Annotated in this window: 11 protein-coding genes, 1 pseudogene and 1 riboswitch; of the genes and pseudogenes, 2 read left to right on the plus strand and 10 right to left on the minus strand. The window is 38.2% G+C overall.

The window, feature by feature from the left end; all coding sequences use genetic code 11:
- Positions 1–30 precede the first annotated feature (30 nt).
- From QF044_RS17265 to QF044_RS17300, 8 genes and pseudogenes are all read right to left on the minus strand, one after another.
- Positions 31–705, minus strand: coding sequence for a hypothetical protein (locus QF044_RS17265; RefSeq protein WP_307269931.1), 675 nt, complete (start codon positions 703–705; stop codon positions 31–33).
- Between the two features lie 21 nt (positions 706–726).
- Positions 727–1,398 (minus strand): hypothetical protein, encoded by a 672-nt coding sequence (locus QF044_RS17270; RefSeq protein WP_307269933.1) that lies wholly within the window; start codon positions 1,396–1,398, stop codon positions 727–729.
- Positions 1,399–1,478: 80 nt separating this feature from the next.
- Positions 1,479–2,564, minus strand: a complete 1,086-nt coding sequence (prfA, locus tag QF044_RS17275) for a peptide chain release factor 1 (RefSeq protein WP_307269936.1) — start codon at positions 2,562–2,564, stop codon at positions 1,479–1,481.
- Positions 2,565–2,773: 209 nt separating this feature from the next.
- Positions 2,774–4,075: an APC family permease gene (locus QF044_RS17280; RefSeq protein ID WP_307269937.1), complete on the minus strand. Its 1,302-nt coding sequence runs from the start codon at positions 4,073–4,075 to the stop codon at positions 2,774–2,776.
- Positions 4,076–4,082: 7 nt separating this feature from the next.
- Positions 4,083–6,503, minus strand: coding sequence for a TonB-dependent siderophore receptor (locus QF044_RS17285; protein ID WP_307269940.1), 2,421 nt, complete (start codon positions 6,501–6,503; stop codon positions 4,083–4,085).
- Positions 6,504–6,601: 98 nt separating this feature from the next.
- Positions 6,602–6,710, minus strand: a riboswitch (SAM riboswitch).
- Positions 6,711–6,821: 111 nt separating this feature from the next.
- A complete protein-coding gene (locus QF044_RS17290; protein WP_307269943.1) occupies positions 6,822–9,659 on the minus strand; it encodes an alpha-amylase family glycosyl hydrolase in 2,838 nt (945 codons plus the stop codon).
- Positions 9,660–9,966: 307 nt separating this feature from the next.
- Positions 9,967–10,251, minus strand: coding sequence for a hypothetical protein (locus QF044_RS17295; protein ID WP_185194902.1), 285 nt, complete (start codon positions 10,249–10,251; stop codon positions 9,967–9,969).
- A gap of 93 nt (positions 10,252–10,344) precedes the next feature.
- Positions 10,345–11,953: pseudogene (locus QF044_RS17300) on the minus strand (fumarate hydratase).
- Positions 11,954–12,127: 174 nt separating this feature from the next.
- Here QF044_RS17300 and QF044_RS17305 point away from each other — a divergent pair.
- Positions 12,128–12,580 carry a hypothetical protein gene (locus QF044_RS17305; protein WP_307269947.1) on the plus strand — a complete coding sequence of 151 codons (453 nt, stop codon included), beginning with the start codon at positions 12,128–12,130 and terminating at the stop codon, positions 12,578–12,580.
- An 8-nt stretch (positions 12,581–12,588) separates the two neighbouring features.
- Positions 12,589–13,983 carry a class II fumarate hydratase gene (gene fumC / locus QF044_RS17310; protein WP_307269949.1) on the plus strand — a complete coding sequence of 465 codons (1,395 nt, stop codon included), beginning with the start codon at positions 12,589–12,591 and terminating at the stop codon, positions 13,981–13,983.
- Positions 13,984–14,066: 83 nt separating this feature from the next.
- Here the strand turns inward: fumC and QF044_RS17315 are convergent, their stop codons facing one another.
- Complete coding sequence (locus tag QF044_RS17315; RefSeq protein ID WP_307272062.1) at positions 14,067–15,002, minus strand: Dyp-type peroxidase; 936 nt, start codon at positions 15,000–15,002, stop codon at positions 14,067–14,069.
- Between the two features lie 15 nt (positions 15,003–15,017).
- On the minus strand, positions 15,018–15,737 hold the full coding sequence (locus QF044_RS17320) for an ABC transporter ATP-binding protein (protein ID WP_307269950.1): 720 nt from the start codon (positions 15,735–15,737) through the stop codon (positions 15,018–15,020).
- Between the last annotated feature and the right edge of the window lie 2 nt (positions 15,738–15,739).

A 15,739-nucleotide genomic window follows, 5' to 3' on the forward strand; every position in this document is an offset into this window, starting at 1 on the left:
TCTTCATTTAAAAAAATATTTTAAAGGTCCTTATTTAGATCCAAAACTTTCAAAATAAAAATCCGTTAATTTGGAAACAATTTCATCTGGGCTGCCATTCCAATAGTATGTTTTTCCACCTTCATTAAGCTGATATAAGCTAAATTTTTGTTCGGTAGCTACCGTTTTATCTGCCTTTTTAAAATCCTGTACGCTCTGAACCAGGTATTTCTTAAGCTCTTCCGGCTTTACATTTTTTATATCTCCCGAAGGAATGTCTGAAAATTTTGCAGGAACTTTGAAACTTACGGAATAATTAATCTCGGCAATTTTCTGATCTTCTACGTACTCATTCTGGACAACTTTTACTTCTTTAACCGTCAGTTTCCCGTTTTTAAAATTTTCTATCATGGCACTAAAGTAATCTTCAGCTTCTTTTCTGCAGGCTTCTCCCGTAGCTTTGGAAAAAGCAGATAAAAAGTGGTCTGTACTTTCTTTCATCATATCCTGGGAAACGGCTTTAAAATCTACCTGATAGGCATTTTCTCCTTCTACAGTTGGCCTTAGATAGTCATTCAGCTTGGCCAGTGTGGCATCATCATTTTTAACGAAAGTACCAAAATACATTTCAAAAACTTCTGACGGTTTTTTCACTTCTGTCTGAGCTGTGAGATTTTGACTTAGAATTGCCAGCATCAGCAGTAGGATGATTTTTAAATTCTTCATACTATATTTTGTTTGGAGTTATTAGTGGCTTAAGCTTTTAAAATAGACTTCATTCAGTTTCCATACCAATTCTTGCGGACCGCCGTTCCAGAAATAAGTATTCCCTTCTTTTTTAACCTGATAAAGTTTAAAAACCTGATGCACGACTACTTCACTTTCTGATTTGGCAAACTCATTTGTTTTGTTTTTCAAATAGTTTTTCAGTTCTTCCGCTGACATTTTCTTTATTTCTTCAGGGTTCAATTGGGACATTTGCGCAGGTACAGGAAGTCTCATATCTACGCTAAGTTCTGTTATAAAACTGTTGTCAGCATATTCATTTTTGACTTCTTTTATACTGTTTACTGTATATCCTGTATTTTTTAGATTGCTTAAAACTGTATTGAAATATTGTTCAGCTTCTATCTTGCATGCAACAGCTTTATCTTTGGACAGGCCGGTAAGAAACATACCGGTAAGATTTTGAACCTCATCATTAAACGACTTTTCCAGGTTGATGGTATAGGCATTTTCACTACCAAGGAATGGAGTAAGGTAGGAATTAAGCCGTTGAAGGGCGTTCTCGTCCTGTTTTACAAAAGTATCAAAATACATCCCAAATACCTGTTCCGGTTTTACAGCTTTTGTCTGTGCAAAAAGGTTCTGTAAGCTAAACAGCATCATTAGCAATAAAATTCTCATGGGGCTTTTCATAGTTTTCTTTATTTTAAATAATGAATGATACAGCTAAAAAAAGCTCTTGAAAATTCAAGAGCCTGATTTATAATTTATTATTAATAATTTTCTTCTTCTCCCTTCATCTTCTCTGCATTTTCCGCCATGATGACCGCATCAATCATTTCAGAAATATCTCCGTTCATGTAGGCATCCAGATTATACATCGATTTATTGATCCTATGATCTGTGACCCTTCCCTGAGGATAATTGTAGGTTTTGATCTTTGCAGAACGGTCACCTGTGGAAACCATTGATTTACGTTGTGCTGCAATATCGCCCTGAACTTTCTGCAATTCGATATCGTATAGTTTGGTTCTTAGCATTTCCATTGCCAATTCACGGTTAGCCAACTGGGAACGGGCCTGCTGACAAACCACCACCATTCCTGAAGGTTTGTGCGTCAACTGCACTTTTGTTTCAACCTTGTTTACGTTCTGACCTCCTGCTCCTCCTGAACGGGATGTCTGCATTTCGATATCTGCAGGATTCAGTTCAAAATCTACTTCTTCAGCTTCTGGTAAAACAGCTATTGTAATGGCTGAAGTATGCACTCTTCCTTGAGATTCTGTTTCAGGAACACGCTGCACACGGTGAACTCCGGATTCGAATTTCATAATTCCGTATACGCCTTCCCCTTCTACTTTCATGATGAGTTCTTTGTAGCCTTTTGCGGCGTCATTGGAATCTGTCACTTCGTGTCTCCAGCCTTTTGTCTTAAAATACATAGAGTACATTCTGTAGACGTCTTCCACAAAGATGGCAGCTTCATCACCACCGGTTCCGGCACGCAATTCCACAATAACGTTTTTGTCATCTGCAGGATCTTTAGGAATCAATAAAACTTTAAGCTCTTCTTCCAGACCCGGAAGTTTAGCCTGAGCTTCCAATTTCTCTTCCTTAGCCATATCTACCAAATCTCTGTCTGAACCATCAGCGATGATTTCTTCAGATTCTGCAATATTGTCTAAAGCCCCTTTATACTGATCGTATACTTTTACGATCTTTCCCAGATCACTGTATTCTTTGTTTAAAGAAGAATATCTTTTTTGATCTGAAATAATATCAGGCTGTATAATAAGGTCAGCAACCTCATTATATCTTTGTTTAATAGCTTCTAGTTTTGGAATTAACGATTTAGACATTCTGCAATTTTTGAGAGTGCAAAGATAAGAATTATTAATTCAAATTAAAATTCCTTTATCGAATGAAATATGCATCATTTTTTGAACCATTAAGATTTATAGCAGTTTTTTATGGGATAAAAACCATCCTGTATCAGAATTTGATCAATAATCAGAAAAAAAAATTAACGGAGATTCAACATAAGATCATTAAAAAATCCAAGTAATGATTATTCAACGGGTTTTTTAAAAAATTTCTTGTCAATTCCATATAAAAGAAGTCCGAAGGCTACAATTCCAAGACCTATGATACTTTCTTTAGGATTATGAATGAGGGTAAAATAGAGAATATAAATGCTGAAAATCAGAAAAACGGCCGGGAATACATAGAATAAGTTGGATTTGAAAATTTTCCGCTGGCCTTTTTTCAGAAAGAAAACAGTGGAAATAGATAGACTGGCAAATAATTGCAGAATAAATGCGGTATACACGAAGATCTCTTTAAAGCTTCCGGTCAGAATAATTACAGAAGCAATCACGGCATGGGCAAAGATTGCTCTCACCGGAATTCCCTTTTTATTGTTTACAGCAAGTGATCTCCACAAATGATTTTCCTTTGCAAAAGCCTGTGTCAGCCTTGAGCCTACCCACAGATAGCCGCTAATGGTAGCAATCAGCTGCAAAGCAATAAATATATTGACAATTTTCCCAAAACCGCTGCCCAGCATATTGCCTGCCGCTTCTCCCATTACATCTTCTTTTCCTGCCATCTGGCTTACCGATGCATGTTTGAGCATAATGTAATTAACAAGAAGATAACTTACCGTTACAAAAACAGTTCCTACAATTAAAGCTCTCGGTAGATTTTTCTGAACATCTTTGATTTCTCCGGCTATGTACGACGCAGAGTTCCATCCTGTATATGAATAGGTAACAAAAACCAGCGATGTTGCGAAAGCCGGAAGCATGATCTCGTCCTGCCAGCTGCTCCCAAATTCCAGGCTGTTTCCTGCTTCAGATCCGGGAAGCATTACGCCCAGAATAATCAGAACAATTATAAACGCAATTTTGATAAAGGTAAAAAAATTATGAAACCTGCTGGATGTTTTAAGGCTGAATGATAATGTCGCTGCCACAAGAAAAATAAATCCTATCGCAAAACCGTTTCCAAAGGTATAATTAAATGTCGAAAGGTATTTTGACATCGCAAGGGCAGCCAAAGCTACAGGTGCCGAAAATCCTATGATCAGAGAGATCCAGCTGACCAGGTAGCCAAATGCGGGATGATACGTTTCTTTGAGATAAATATAATCTCCACCGTTTCCTTTAAAATAAGACCCTAACTCAGCATAACAAAATGCCCCAAACAGAGCAAGGATCCCTCCGATGATCCACAACAGAAAAATACTGTAGGTGTTGGTTATATCTGAAAGCTGAAAACCCAAAGTCGTGAATATCCCCGTCCCGATCATATTGGAGACCACGATGGCAGCAGCAGTTTTCCAGCCAATCTGGTGTGTAGCAGTACTCATTGATCAGTTAAAAATTAAAATTAAGCCTTCCGAAGAAATAATTCCCCAACGTTCCCATCTGAACAGGCGCATATTTAAACACTCCATAATATGAATTCGCATAGATCTGAAGATCCGGGAAAACATCAAAAACATTATTAGCACCCACCGTTAGATTTATATTTTTCGTTATATCATAGCCTACACTTACATCCGTAACCACTTTGGGAGTAAAGCTCTGAACTTTACCAAAAGGGTAACCATCGCGAATGACCTGGCCAAAGTACGTATTTCTTACCATGAAATTGAATTTTCCAATGGCATAATTGAGTCCTAAGGAAGCTTTTGTTTTTGGAGACAGGGTTTCTATGATGTTGATCTGATCCGGTCCGAAGAATTGATCCTGGGAAGGCACCAGTTTTTCAGGAAAATGAAAATCTGTGATCTTAGTTTCCGCGTAATTTCCTGCCAGATTGATGTTCAAATTTCCTCCACCCAGCTTCCAGTCGTAGGTAATTACTATATCTGCACCTTTTGTTTCTGTATCAATGGCATTGGCGAAAAACCTTCCGCTTTCTACATTATACTGTGCTAGTCTCGGATCTTCAATATTACTGGTGATTACGATTCTATCTTTTACTCTGATCCAGTACCCGTCAAGTGTTATCAACAATCTGTTGGCTGGTTTCAGCGTAAATCCGGCACTGGCATTGACTGAAGTTTCCTGTTTTAATTGATCGAAACCAAGCGCCCTGGCGGCATCACTGTCATTCCTGAAAATTCCTTTCGTTACAATTCCTAATCCCGAAGTGGAAATATCTGCATAAGAATTATTAAAATACTGCTGCTGAAGGGATGGAGCCCTGAAACCCGTTCCCACAGATGCTCTTACTGCATAGTTTTTTACAAATTCATACCTCAGCGCCAGTTTTCCGTTCAAGGTATTTCCAAAATCTGAATAATTCTCAAATCTTCCTGCCAAATCTATATTTAATTTCTTGGCTAAATCATAAGAAACATCTGCATACACCGCTGTCGAATGTCTGGATTTCTTCAAGGCATTATCCGGTGAAAAACCAATGAAGGATTGTGAGCCACCATTCCCAATCACCGTAGAACCAGGTGTTGCAGGGTTTCCATTGATATCATATCTTGTATAAGAAGCTTCATCTCCAGGTTTGATTTCATACTGTTCAAAACGGAACTCTCCACCAAATGCCACATTAAACTGATTCAGATTTTTCGAAACATCAAGATTCACAGTATTCTGAAGGAAGCTGTGGGCTCCCGCATAAAAGCTTGTTGGAGATTTTACTCCCAACGAAGCATTGTTTGTATTGTCTACATTGTAATTGAATGTATTGCTTCCAAAAGTATTGCTTAAATCAATCAGCCAGTTATTTACATTATATTTTGCTCCTAGTGCGTAAGAAAAATCATAGACCTGTGAGCTCAATGTAGCCTGAAATCCATTCGGATAAATAGAAGAAACCACATTGGATGTTTCACCCGGCAATCTCCTGAAACCAAAACCCTTTCCTTCTTTAATACTGAAGCCTCCGAAAGAATATAGTTTAAAACGTTCACTTAACGGATATTCAGAATTAAAAAACAACTGTGCCTGCCTGATCTGCGCATCTCCGATCTGAAAATTAAAATCATCACGTGTGAGACCTCTCTCTTTCAACATAGCATTGTCTGCATTGATAGCATCTTGAGGATTATCTGCAAATTCGTAGGCAAAATTATCCCCAAAAATATCCAGATCATGATTCTGGGTTCTTGTCGTCTTACCTCTGTGGCTTAATTGTAATGAGAGATTCACATAGCTGTCTTTTTTACCCAGAGAAGATCCGTAATTGATCCCGGTCTGATAAGTTTCTCCGTCATTTCTCCCACTAATTCCATAAGATGCCGAAGCAGATGCTCCGATATCTTTTTTAAGAATAATATTTACGACTCCTGCAATGGCATCAGAACCGTACTGTGCGGCAGCTCCATCCCTTAAAACCTCTATCCTGTCAATTGCGATCACGGGAATCGTACTCAGATCTGTACCTACGGATCCATTTCCAACGGTATTCTGATAATTGACCAATGAAGTCGTATGTCTTCTTTTTCCATTAATTAAAACCAGAACCTGATCTGGCCCCATTCCTCTTAAGGTTACGGGATCGATATGTTCCGTACCGTCAGAAGCGGACTGCCTTACGGAGTTAAATGACGGAATCACATAATTCAATAAATCCTGAACGGTGGTTTGCGGAGCAGATCTTTGAAGTTTTTCTATATTGATAATATCTACGGGAACGGGTGTTTCCAGCTTTGTTCTTTTCGCATTCCGGTTTCCTACGATCACTACATCTTCGATTTGTGTTCCTTTTTCCTGTTCCTGTGCATTCACCAAAACGGAACCTAAGAGTATAACAGACAGGCTGAGTTTTTTCATCTTTTGTTCTTCTAAATTAAAATAATAAGCTTCCCCCGGAAATGATCCGCAGTGGCAAAAGACTTCAAGAAATGGAAGTGTTGTCAGGATATTGACTTTGCTCATCTTCCCCACAATGGGCTGGAATTAGCACCTTTACACTTTTTAGAGACGTGCAGGTTGCTAAGGTTTCACAGGGCCAAATCCCTCCACCTTTCTCGATAATCTACTGCAAAAGTAGACTAATATTTTTAATTACCCACCCCAAAAGTAGATTTAGATATCCTGTACCATGGTAAAAAAAGAGGAATAATGTAATTTCATTATCCCTCTTTTTATTTATTTAATAATCATTTTCTGAATGGCCGTCCCTGTTTCAGAATGGAGGTGAACCAGATAGGTTCCTGCCGGATAATTAGCTTTCAACTTATAAGTTCCGTTTTCCTGATTCAATTTAAATGAATCCATTTTTTTGCCGCTCATGTCGAAAATAATGATTTCTCCATTTTTGGCTTTATGATAAATGAATTGAGCCAAACCATTTTTCACCGGATTATCTGCGATCTGAAGTGATAATTTGTTCGTCGCATTTATATCAACGGTTGAAAGCGCTCCAGAGTAGTTTCCAAAAATTCTGAATTCTCCCGGCTGTAAGGTAATCGGAGCTGTTGTAGAAACAAAATTTGAAATAGAATTATCCATCAGATTCTGCCATTGCCCTGTATAAGGAAAATAGGGAACAACATTCTGAGCAGAAGTGGTATAATTGGCTAAAACCACAACGTTTTTTACTCCAGCTATTGTATTGTCATAAACATAAATTCTGGTGATTAAACCGTCAGGGTCATTGGTAAGATTATTAGATTCTACCGTATACGTGTTTGATTTGAAAACAGGATAAGTATTCCTGATATTAATTATTTTAGCCCAGGTATCATATACTGATTTCCTGTTCACATTGGTATCATACCCTAAGGTAAAAGCAACCGGTTTTTCATCAGTCCTGCATCCACTATTGATTGAACCGTCCGCACATCGGTTAATACTGAATTCATAGCCCAATTCACCAAACTGCCAGATCATTTTCGGGCCTGGAATCGTAAAGAATGTTGCTCCGAAAGTCTTCATTCTTTCAAGGGCGGTATTCAGGTTGGTAACATTGTAGCTTCCATTAACCGCTCCATAGGCAAGGTTTTTAAACATTAATCTTTCTTCATCATGACTTTCCCCATATCCTACTGCATGCTTATTGGTAAAACCGTGAAGCGTGTGATTCATTCTGTCATAGTTACTATTTTCCTTGTAACCCATTGTATTTTGGTTATAAGGCTCGGTTTGCTTATTCCAAAGCATTACCCCTTTTCCTTCAGCAATTCTGTAGTTTGCCCACTGCTGTTCTTCGGCATCCGTGCCTAAATGTTCAAAGATCATGTAAGAGTTGGGATCAATAGCCCACTGCTTGTCTGCATAATTCTTCATAATATCTACTCTGTCCTGCTGATAGGCATTGGTACATGCTTCATCATTTTCGGAGCAGTTTTGGGTGAATCCTTTTGTAAGATCCCATCGGAATCCATCGATATGATACTCTGTCAGCCATTGCTTAAGCGTTCTTTCAACATAATATTGTGTTGCGGGACTTGTATGGTTAAAATCATTAAATACATTATAAGAGTGCTTCGGAACCTGGTTAAAATAAGGATTATTAGCCGCAATATCACCGAAACCGTCTCCATCAGGGTCAATATTCCAAAGTCTTGCTAACGGTGAACGTCCTGTCGCATGATTAAATGCAACGTCTAATATTACCGCAATCCCGTTCTGATGACAGAGATCTACGAATTCTTTGAATTTTTCAGGTGTTCCATAGGCTTTATCCAATGCATAATGGAAGGATGTATTGTATCCCCAGGAAAGATTCCCTTCAAATTCCATAATAGGAAGAAGCTCAATAGCGTTGATATTTAAATTTTTTAAGTAAGAAATCTTATTGATCAATGACTGCCAGTTTTTTTCCTGTGTAAAATCTCTCAACAGTAATTCATATACCACCAAATCTTCTTTTACCGGTCTTTGAAAATTGGTTATCTGCCAATTGTAATCGGCCTGTCCGGTTTTGAACATTGAAACTTCAAAGTTTTGTCCTGCAGGAAACGGGGGTAAATTGGGATAGGTAGTATTAGAGATCCACTGATCATCATAAGAAGATAAAATTTGTGGCGAGTAAGGGTCTGCCACTTTTTTCAAGTCATTGGTTCTGTATTGGAAAGTATAGAGCTGCTGCGGGGTAAGGCCGGTGAGTTCTATCCAATAGAGGTCAGGATTTGTAGTATCTCTTTTCATCAGATAAGCATCATCCACTGCCCAGTTATTAAAACTTCCTATGACGTGTACAAAGTTTTTATAAGGAGCATACAGCGCAAGACCTACTCTGGTCTGATCTGTAGGACTATAATTTATACCCTGTTTGATCCAGTTCGGAATAGCTTCAGTAACTACATTTCTCGGGGTCTGAAATATGAAAGAAGCATTCTTTGAATTTGAATTGGTGTCTGTGGCAATCAGTTCCATATTGGCATCCTGAGTTACGGTATAGCTATAACTGTAAGTTTGCGAAGGAGTAGAAATCGAATTCACTACTGCTCCATTCGCTTTTAACTGAAAGGTTGAGGCTACATTGGTGCTTGCTGTAATATTGATTGAGTTTCCAGCTGGCACTGTAGTCAGACTATTCGGGGCAGGATTTGTTAAGCTTAAATTTAAAATTCCCACGTTCACAAATACATCCGGTGAAGTCTGGTGAGACCCTGTTTTATCTTTTAATAAAAACCCAAACCTTCCGATTCCTGTTCTTCCATAAAAAGAAGTCGGAGTAAAAGTTAGAGAATAGGTATCCGTTCCTGAATTATAACTGAGCTTATTCAAATCATTAGAATTATTCCAGCTTCCGTTGGTAGGGCAATCCTGACTGTTCTGATAATTGGTATCGAAAGACCATGACCAAATGTAAATGGAATTATTGGAAACACCCCAGGCTGCTTCATCAATCTGATTCCCGGGAACTGTTAAAGTAATTACATCAGTTTCATTGAATGGGTTGGGCGTAACTGTATAATTGATCTGCCCAAAAACAAACACTGCAACCAGCAGAGAAACAAGAGAATAAAATTTTTTCATTTCTTTATTTTTATCGAATATAGGATAAATTTTCTTTTAAACGCTTCATTTATCTGTTAAAAATCAATACAACAAAAACCCATGAAATATTCATACGTGTTGCAATAAAGGCAATTGTAATCAATGATCGCGGCTATGGATATGTACAGAATTTCCTCAGGTATTAAAAAAACGTGAAGTCTCTAAGGAAAAAATAGAACGGGATAATGCCACAAAAAAACCGCCTAAAAAATCAGGCGGTTTATATATGTTGTTTTGCTTTGATATTACTTTTTCAGAATTAAGGTGAAAAAGTAATGACAATCAATTAATGATGATGTCCGTGATCGTGTAGGAAAGGTCCGTTTCCTTTAGGATTGCTGTAGATTACTTCTACACCCTCCTGCTCATTCACCTGCTTTCTTCTGATATCCTCAGGGTCAAAAGGTTTTACTTTTCCGAAATATTCTTTCAGACCTTCAGTTAACCACATTGGGATTACCAAACCGAAGAACATGAAGATACACCAGAATCCTACTAAGAACATAATTATAAAGAATACAGTCCAAAGAAACTGGTAGAACGGCCAAAATGCTGATAAAATCGTTATCATTCTCTTAAAGATTTTAGGCAAAAATAGGACTTTTTTATCTCGTACACAAAAGATACAAGCCCTATTTTATAATTTATTTTTATTTTAAACTAATTAATGGGCAAGATCGGCGAAGAAATCATTTCCTTTATCATCCGTAATAATGAATGCCGGGAAGTCTTTTACTTCAATCTTTCTCACCGCTTCCATCCCTAATTCAGGGAAGTCTACTACATCTACCGATACAATATTATCTTTGGCAAGGATGGCTGCAGGACCACCGATAGATCCCAGATAGAAGCCTCCATACTTACCACAAGCATCTGTAACGTCTTTGCTTCTGTTTCCTTTGGCCAGCATGATCATGCTTCCGCCATGGCTTTGGAATTCGTCTACATAAACATCCATTCTTCCGGCTGTTGTTGGGCCGAAGCTTCCTGAAGCCATCCCTTCCGGTGTTTTTGCAGGTCCTGCGTAATAGATCGGGTGATTCTTGAAATATTCAGGCATGGGTTTTTCCGCTGTCGATGATTTCCTTGATCTTGGCGTGAGCAATGTCTCTGGCAACGATTAAAGTTCCGTTTAATTTTAATCTGGTTTTGATAGGATATTTTGACAGCTCAGCCAATATTTCAGGCATTGGCTTGTTCAGATTGATCTCAACAGCAGCTTCTAAATGCGGCGGAGTATCTGGTAAAAATCTCTTTGGATCTACTTCAAGCTGTTCAAGGAAAATACCATCTTTATTGATCTTTCCTTTGATGTTTCTGTCCGCAGAACATGAAACCCCCATTCCTACCGGACAAGAAGCGGCATGACGTGGAAGCCTGATCACTCTTACGTCATGGGTAAGATATTTACCTCCAAACTGAGCTCCGATGGCACTTTCCTGACAGATCTTCTGAATTTTAGCTTCCCATTCAAGATCTCTGAAAGCCTGTCCGCCTTCATTTCCTTCTGTCGGAAGGTTGTCATAATATTTTGCCGATGCTTTTTTCACAGCAGCAAGATTCGCTTCGGCAGAAGTTCCCCCAATGACAAGAGCCAGATGGTATGGCGGGCATGCAGCGGTTCCAAGGTCTGAGATTCTTTCTTTCACAAATGCTTCAAGAGACTTTTCGTTCAATAATGACTTGGTCTTTTGATATAAGAATGTTTTGTTAGCAGATCCTCCCCCTTTCGTTAAAAATAAAAACTCGTAGCAATCTCCTTTTTTAGCATAGATATCAATCTGCGCCGGAAGATTTGATCCTGAATTTTTTTCATCAAACATGGTCAAAGGAACCACTTGTGAATATCTAAGGTTTCTTTTCTGATACGTATTATAAATTCCCTTGCTCAGGTATTCTCCATCATCTACTCCGGTATACACATTTTCCCCTTTTTTACCCATCACAATAGCAGTACCTGTGTCCTGGCATGAAGGAAGCGCTCCTTCAACGGCTACAGCAGCATTCTGCAATAGATTATATGCTACGAATCTGTCATTATCTGTAGCTTCCGGATCGTCGATAATTCTTCTGAGACTTTCAAGATGTGAAGAGCGAAGCATGAAAGAAACATCAGCCATAGCTTCTTCAGCTAAAAGCTCCAACCCTTTAGGATCAATGGTTAAAATTTCCCTGTCACCTAACTGCTCAACTTTTACGTAGTCTGATGTCAATTTTTTATACACCGTATCATCTTTCTGGACCGGATACGGATCCTGATATCTAAAATCCATTCAATTTTTTGTTTGTGCAAAAATACGCCATCCTTAAAAAACATGAGTAAAATCACTGATTCATATTGATATTTATAACGGTTATAAATTGTGGGATTCTGAGTTTATGATTAATTTTATAGAAACTTATTGTTAAGCATAAAAGCTTTTAAAAGCAATAATTATTTAAGTTCAATGAAAAATATTTTAATCATACTTTTCTTTCTTGCTATTTGCAATAATAGTTTTGCTCAGAAAAAATCAGATAACATTTCCAAACTTTCAGGAACTTGGGCAGGAAAAATGGGAGAAGATCCAATTCAATTTCAGGTTGTGGGAGACAGCCAAAACTCTTTTACATTTTCATTCATTAATTTTCAAAATGAAAGATTTACTGTACAAAAATCTGATGTATCAACAAATGAAAAAAATGAATTCATTATCAATATAAAAGAAGCTAAATTTTCTTCATCACGCTTTGAAAAATGCGTCTTTTCTAAAGGAACTATAACAATTTCTGATTTTTCAGAAAACCATATGAAATTAAACTTAAAATCAGTTGGGCCAAATTGTTTTTTAAGTTATGATGTAATAATGAATATGCCAGACATGGATGACACTGTACTAACAAAAGAAAAAATCAAATAAAAAAGAATATGAATTACAGAATCGAAAAGGATACTATGGGAGAGGTTCAGGTGCCGGCAGATAAATTTTGGGGAGCACAGACTGAACGTTCAAGAAACAATTTTAAGATCGGGCCTGAAGGTTCCATGCCTCACGAGATTATTGAGGCTTTTGCTTATTTAAAGAAGGCAGCAGCCTATACCAATACTGATCTGGGCGTTCTTCCTGCCGAAAAAAGGGACATGATCGCCAAAGTATGTGACGAAATTCTTGAAGGAAAGCTGAATGATCAGTTTCCTTTGGTGATCTGGCAAACCGGTTCGGGAACACAATCGAATATGAATGTGAACGAAGTGGTTTCAAACAGAGCGCATGTAAATAACGGCGGAACTTTAGGTGATAAATCTGAAATTCACCCGAATGATGACGTGAACAAATCACAATCTTCCAATGACACTTATCCAACTGCAATGCATATTGCTGCTTATAAAAAAGTGGTGGAAGTAACGATTCCCGCTGTTGAAAAATTAAGAGATACTATTGCTGCAAAAGCCGAAACTTTTAAAGATATTGTAAAAATCGGGAGAACCCACCTGATGGATGCTACTCCTCTTACGCTTGGACAGGAGTTTTCTGGCTACAGGGCTCAGCTGGATTTTGGATTAAGAGCTTTAAAAAATACCTTACCTCACCTTTCTGAGCTTGCTTTAGGCGGAACTGCAGTAGGTACAGGATTGAATACACCTGCTGGTTATGATGTAAAAGTAGCTGAGTATATTGCTAAGTTTACAAACCACCCTTTCATTACAGCTGAAAATAAATTTGAAGCTTTGGCTGCTCATGATGCCATTGTGGAATCTCATGGTGCATTGAAACAACTGGCTGTTTCTTTATTTAAAATAGCTCAGGATATCAGATTACTGGCTTCAGGACCACGTTCCGGGATCGGGGAAATTCATATTCCGGAAAACGAACCGGGATCTTCTATTATGCCGGGGAAAGTAAATCCTACGCAGAATGAGGCAATGACGATGGTTTGCGCTCAAGTTCTTGGAAACGATACAACGATCTCTTTTGCAGGAACACAAGGAAATTATGAGCTAAATGTTTTCAAACCGGTAATGGCTTACAACTTCCTGCAGTCTGCACAACTGATCGCTGATGCATGTATTTCATTTAATGATCATTGTGCAGAAGGTATTGAACCAAATCATGAGAGAATTAAAGAACTGGTAGACAAATCATTAATGCTTGTGACTGCACTAAATACCCACATCGGCTATGAAAATGCAGCAAAAATTGCAAAAACAGCGCACAAGAATGGGACTACTTTGAAAGAAGAAGCGGTGAACCTTGGTTTTCTGACTGCAGAGCAGTTTGACGAATGGGTAAAGCCTGAAGATATGGTAGGAAGCCTGAAATAAAATTTTAGTAATTATAGATTAAATAGCAGAAAGCCTCAGAATTTCTGAGGCTTTTTTAGTAATATTCCGTCCATTATTTATAATTATCCTGAAAATTCATCCAGCATATTTCTGGTGGGAACAAAGAAAAGTGTTCCGGTTACAGCTGTGCTGAAATCTAAAATTCTGTCGTAGTTACCCGGTGGATTTCCGATGAACATATTGGTCAGCATCTTTTTCGTTGTGCTGAATGTACTTGAATAAGCAATAAAATAGGTTCCGAATTCATTGGAAGAAGGACTTCCGAAAGGCATATTATCTCTTACGATCTTCAGTTCTTCTCCGTTTTCTCCTTCAATATTGGCCAGGGCAATATGTGAATTGGATGGTTTTACGGCATCAGACATTTCAATGTCATTTTCTTTTGACCTTCCGATTACTTTTTCCTGCTCTTCCGTCGGAAGACCTTTCCAGGCGTCCATATTATGGAGATACTTCTGAACAAACAAATAGCTTCCGCCTTTATACTGAAGATCTTCATCACCAATTTTTGCAAAATAATCACGGTCTTCTCCATGAGGATTTTCGGTTCCGTCCACAAAACCAAGAATAGAACGGGCGTCCCAGTATTTGAATCCATGGATTTCCAGAATACTTTCTGCTACTGGGGTCAGCAATTTTGAAATCTCGATCGCCATATCGAAAATAAGGCTTTTATTATCAGCTCTGAGGTGAAAATGAAGATCTCCAGGCGTAGATACAGCCGTATGTTTTACGCCTTTAATTTCTTCAAAGCTGACCAATTCTTTAGGAAGCGGAGTCTGAAGATCAAGCTTTTTCCAGGCTTCAACACCAATTCCCATGACACAGCTTGCCCGGCTTTCCGGAAACCTGTTGAAAACCGAATTATTAAGGTTAAGCACCAAAGCACAAAGCTGTTTAAAGATATCTTTCAATAATGGATTTTCTTTCAGCTCCCATACCATAAAAATAGTGTTGCTGTTAGGGTAATCCGTGACGTTTTGCGATTCTGTATTCATCATTTTTACGATCAATTAAACCGCCGAAGGATTGGAAACCTGATCTGCAAAATATTGTTCCAGATCCCTTAATGTTTCCGGATTGGTCTTAATATCTTTTACAAGCCTTCCTTTATTTACAACTACAATTCTGTTGCAGACCTCTGTTGTGTGGGAAAGGTCATGGCTTGATATGAGAAAAGTTACCCCATCCTGCTTTGAGAGTTCTTTAATTAAGTTTTTGAGCTTGATCTGGGTAGAAGGGTCCAGGTTGGCAAAAGGCTCATCAAGAATAATAATTTCAGGATTTCCAATGACTGCGCCTACAATTCCTACCTTTTTCTGGTTTCCTTTGGAAAGATCACGTACATATTTTCCAGAATTCAGGATTTCGCCATTAAAAAAGTCATGAAAGGGTTTTAAAAATTCATCAATGGAAGCTTTATTCTGCCCCCTGAGTTCTCCAATGAAATAAAAGTATTCTTCCGGTGTGAGATATCCGATCAGGAAAGTATCATCTACAAAGGCAGATACTTTATTTTTCCAGGCCTCGGATTCATTCACTTTAATATCTTCGATGCTAACAAAGCCCGTGGTAGGCTGGATAAGATCAAGCATTAGGCTGAAAAGCGTAGTTTTTCCCGCTCCGTTGTTCCCTACAAGCCCAAAGGTTTCGCCGTTGGGTATTTCAAGATGCTCAATATTAAGAACTGTAGCAGTTCCGTAGGTCTTGGATAAGTTATTGATAGTGATCATAG

Source organism: Chryseobacterium sp. W4I1 (assembly GCF_030816115.1).
Classification (GTDB): domain Bacteria; phylum Bacteroidota; class Bacteroidia; order Flavobacteriales; family Weeksellaceae; genus Chryseobacterium.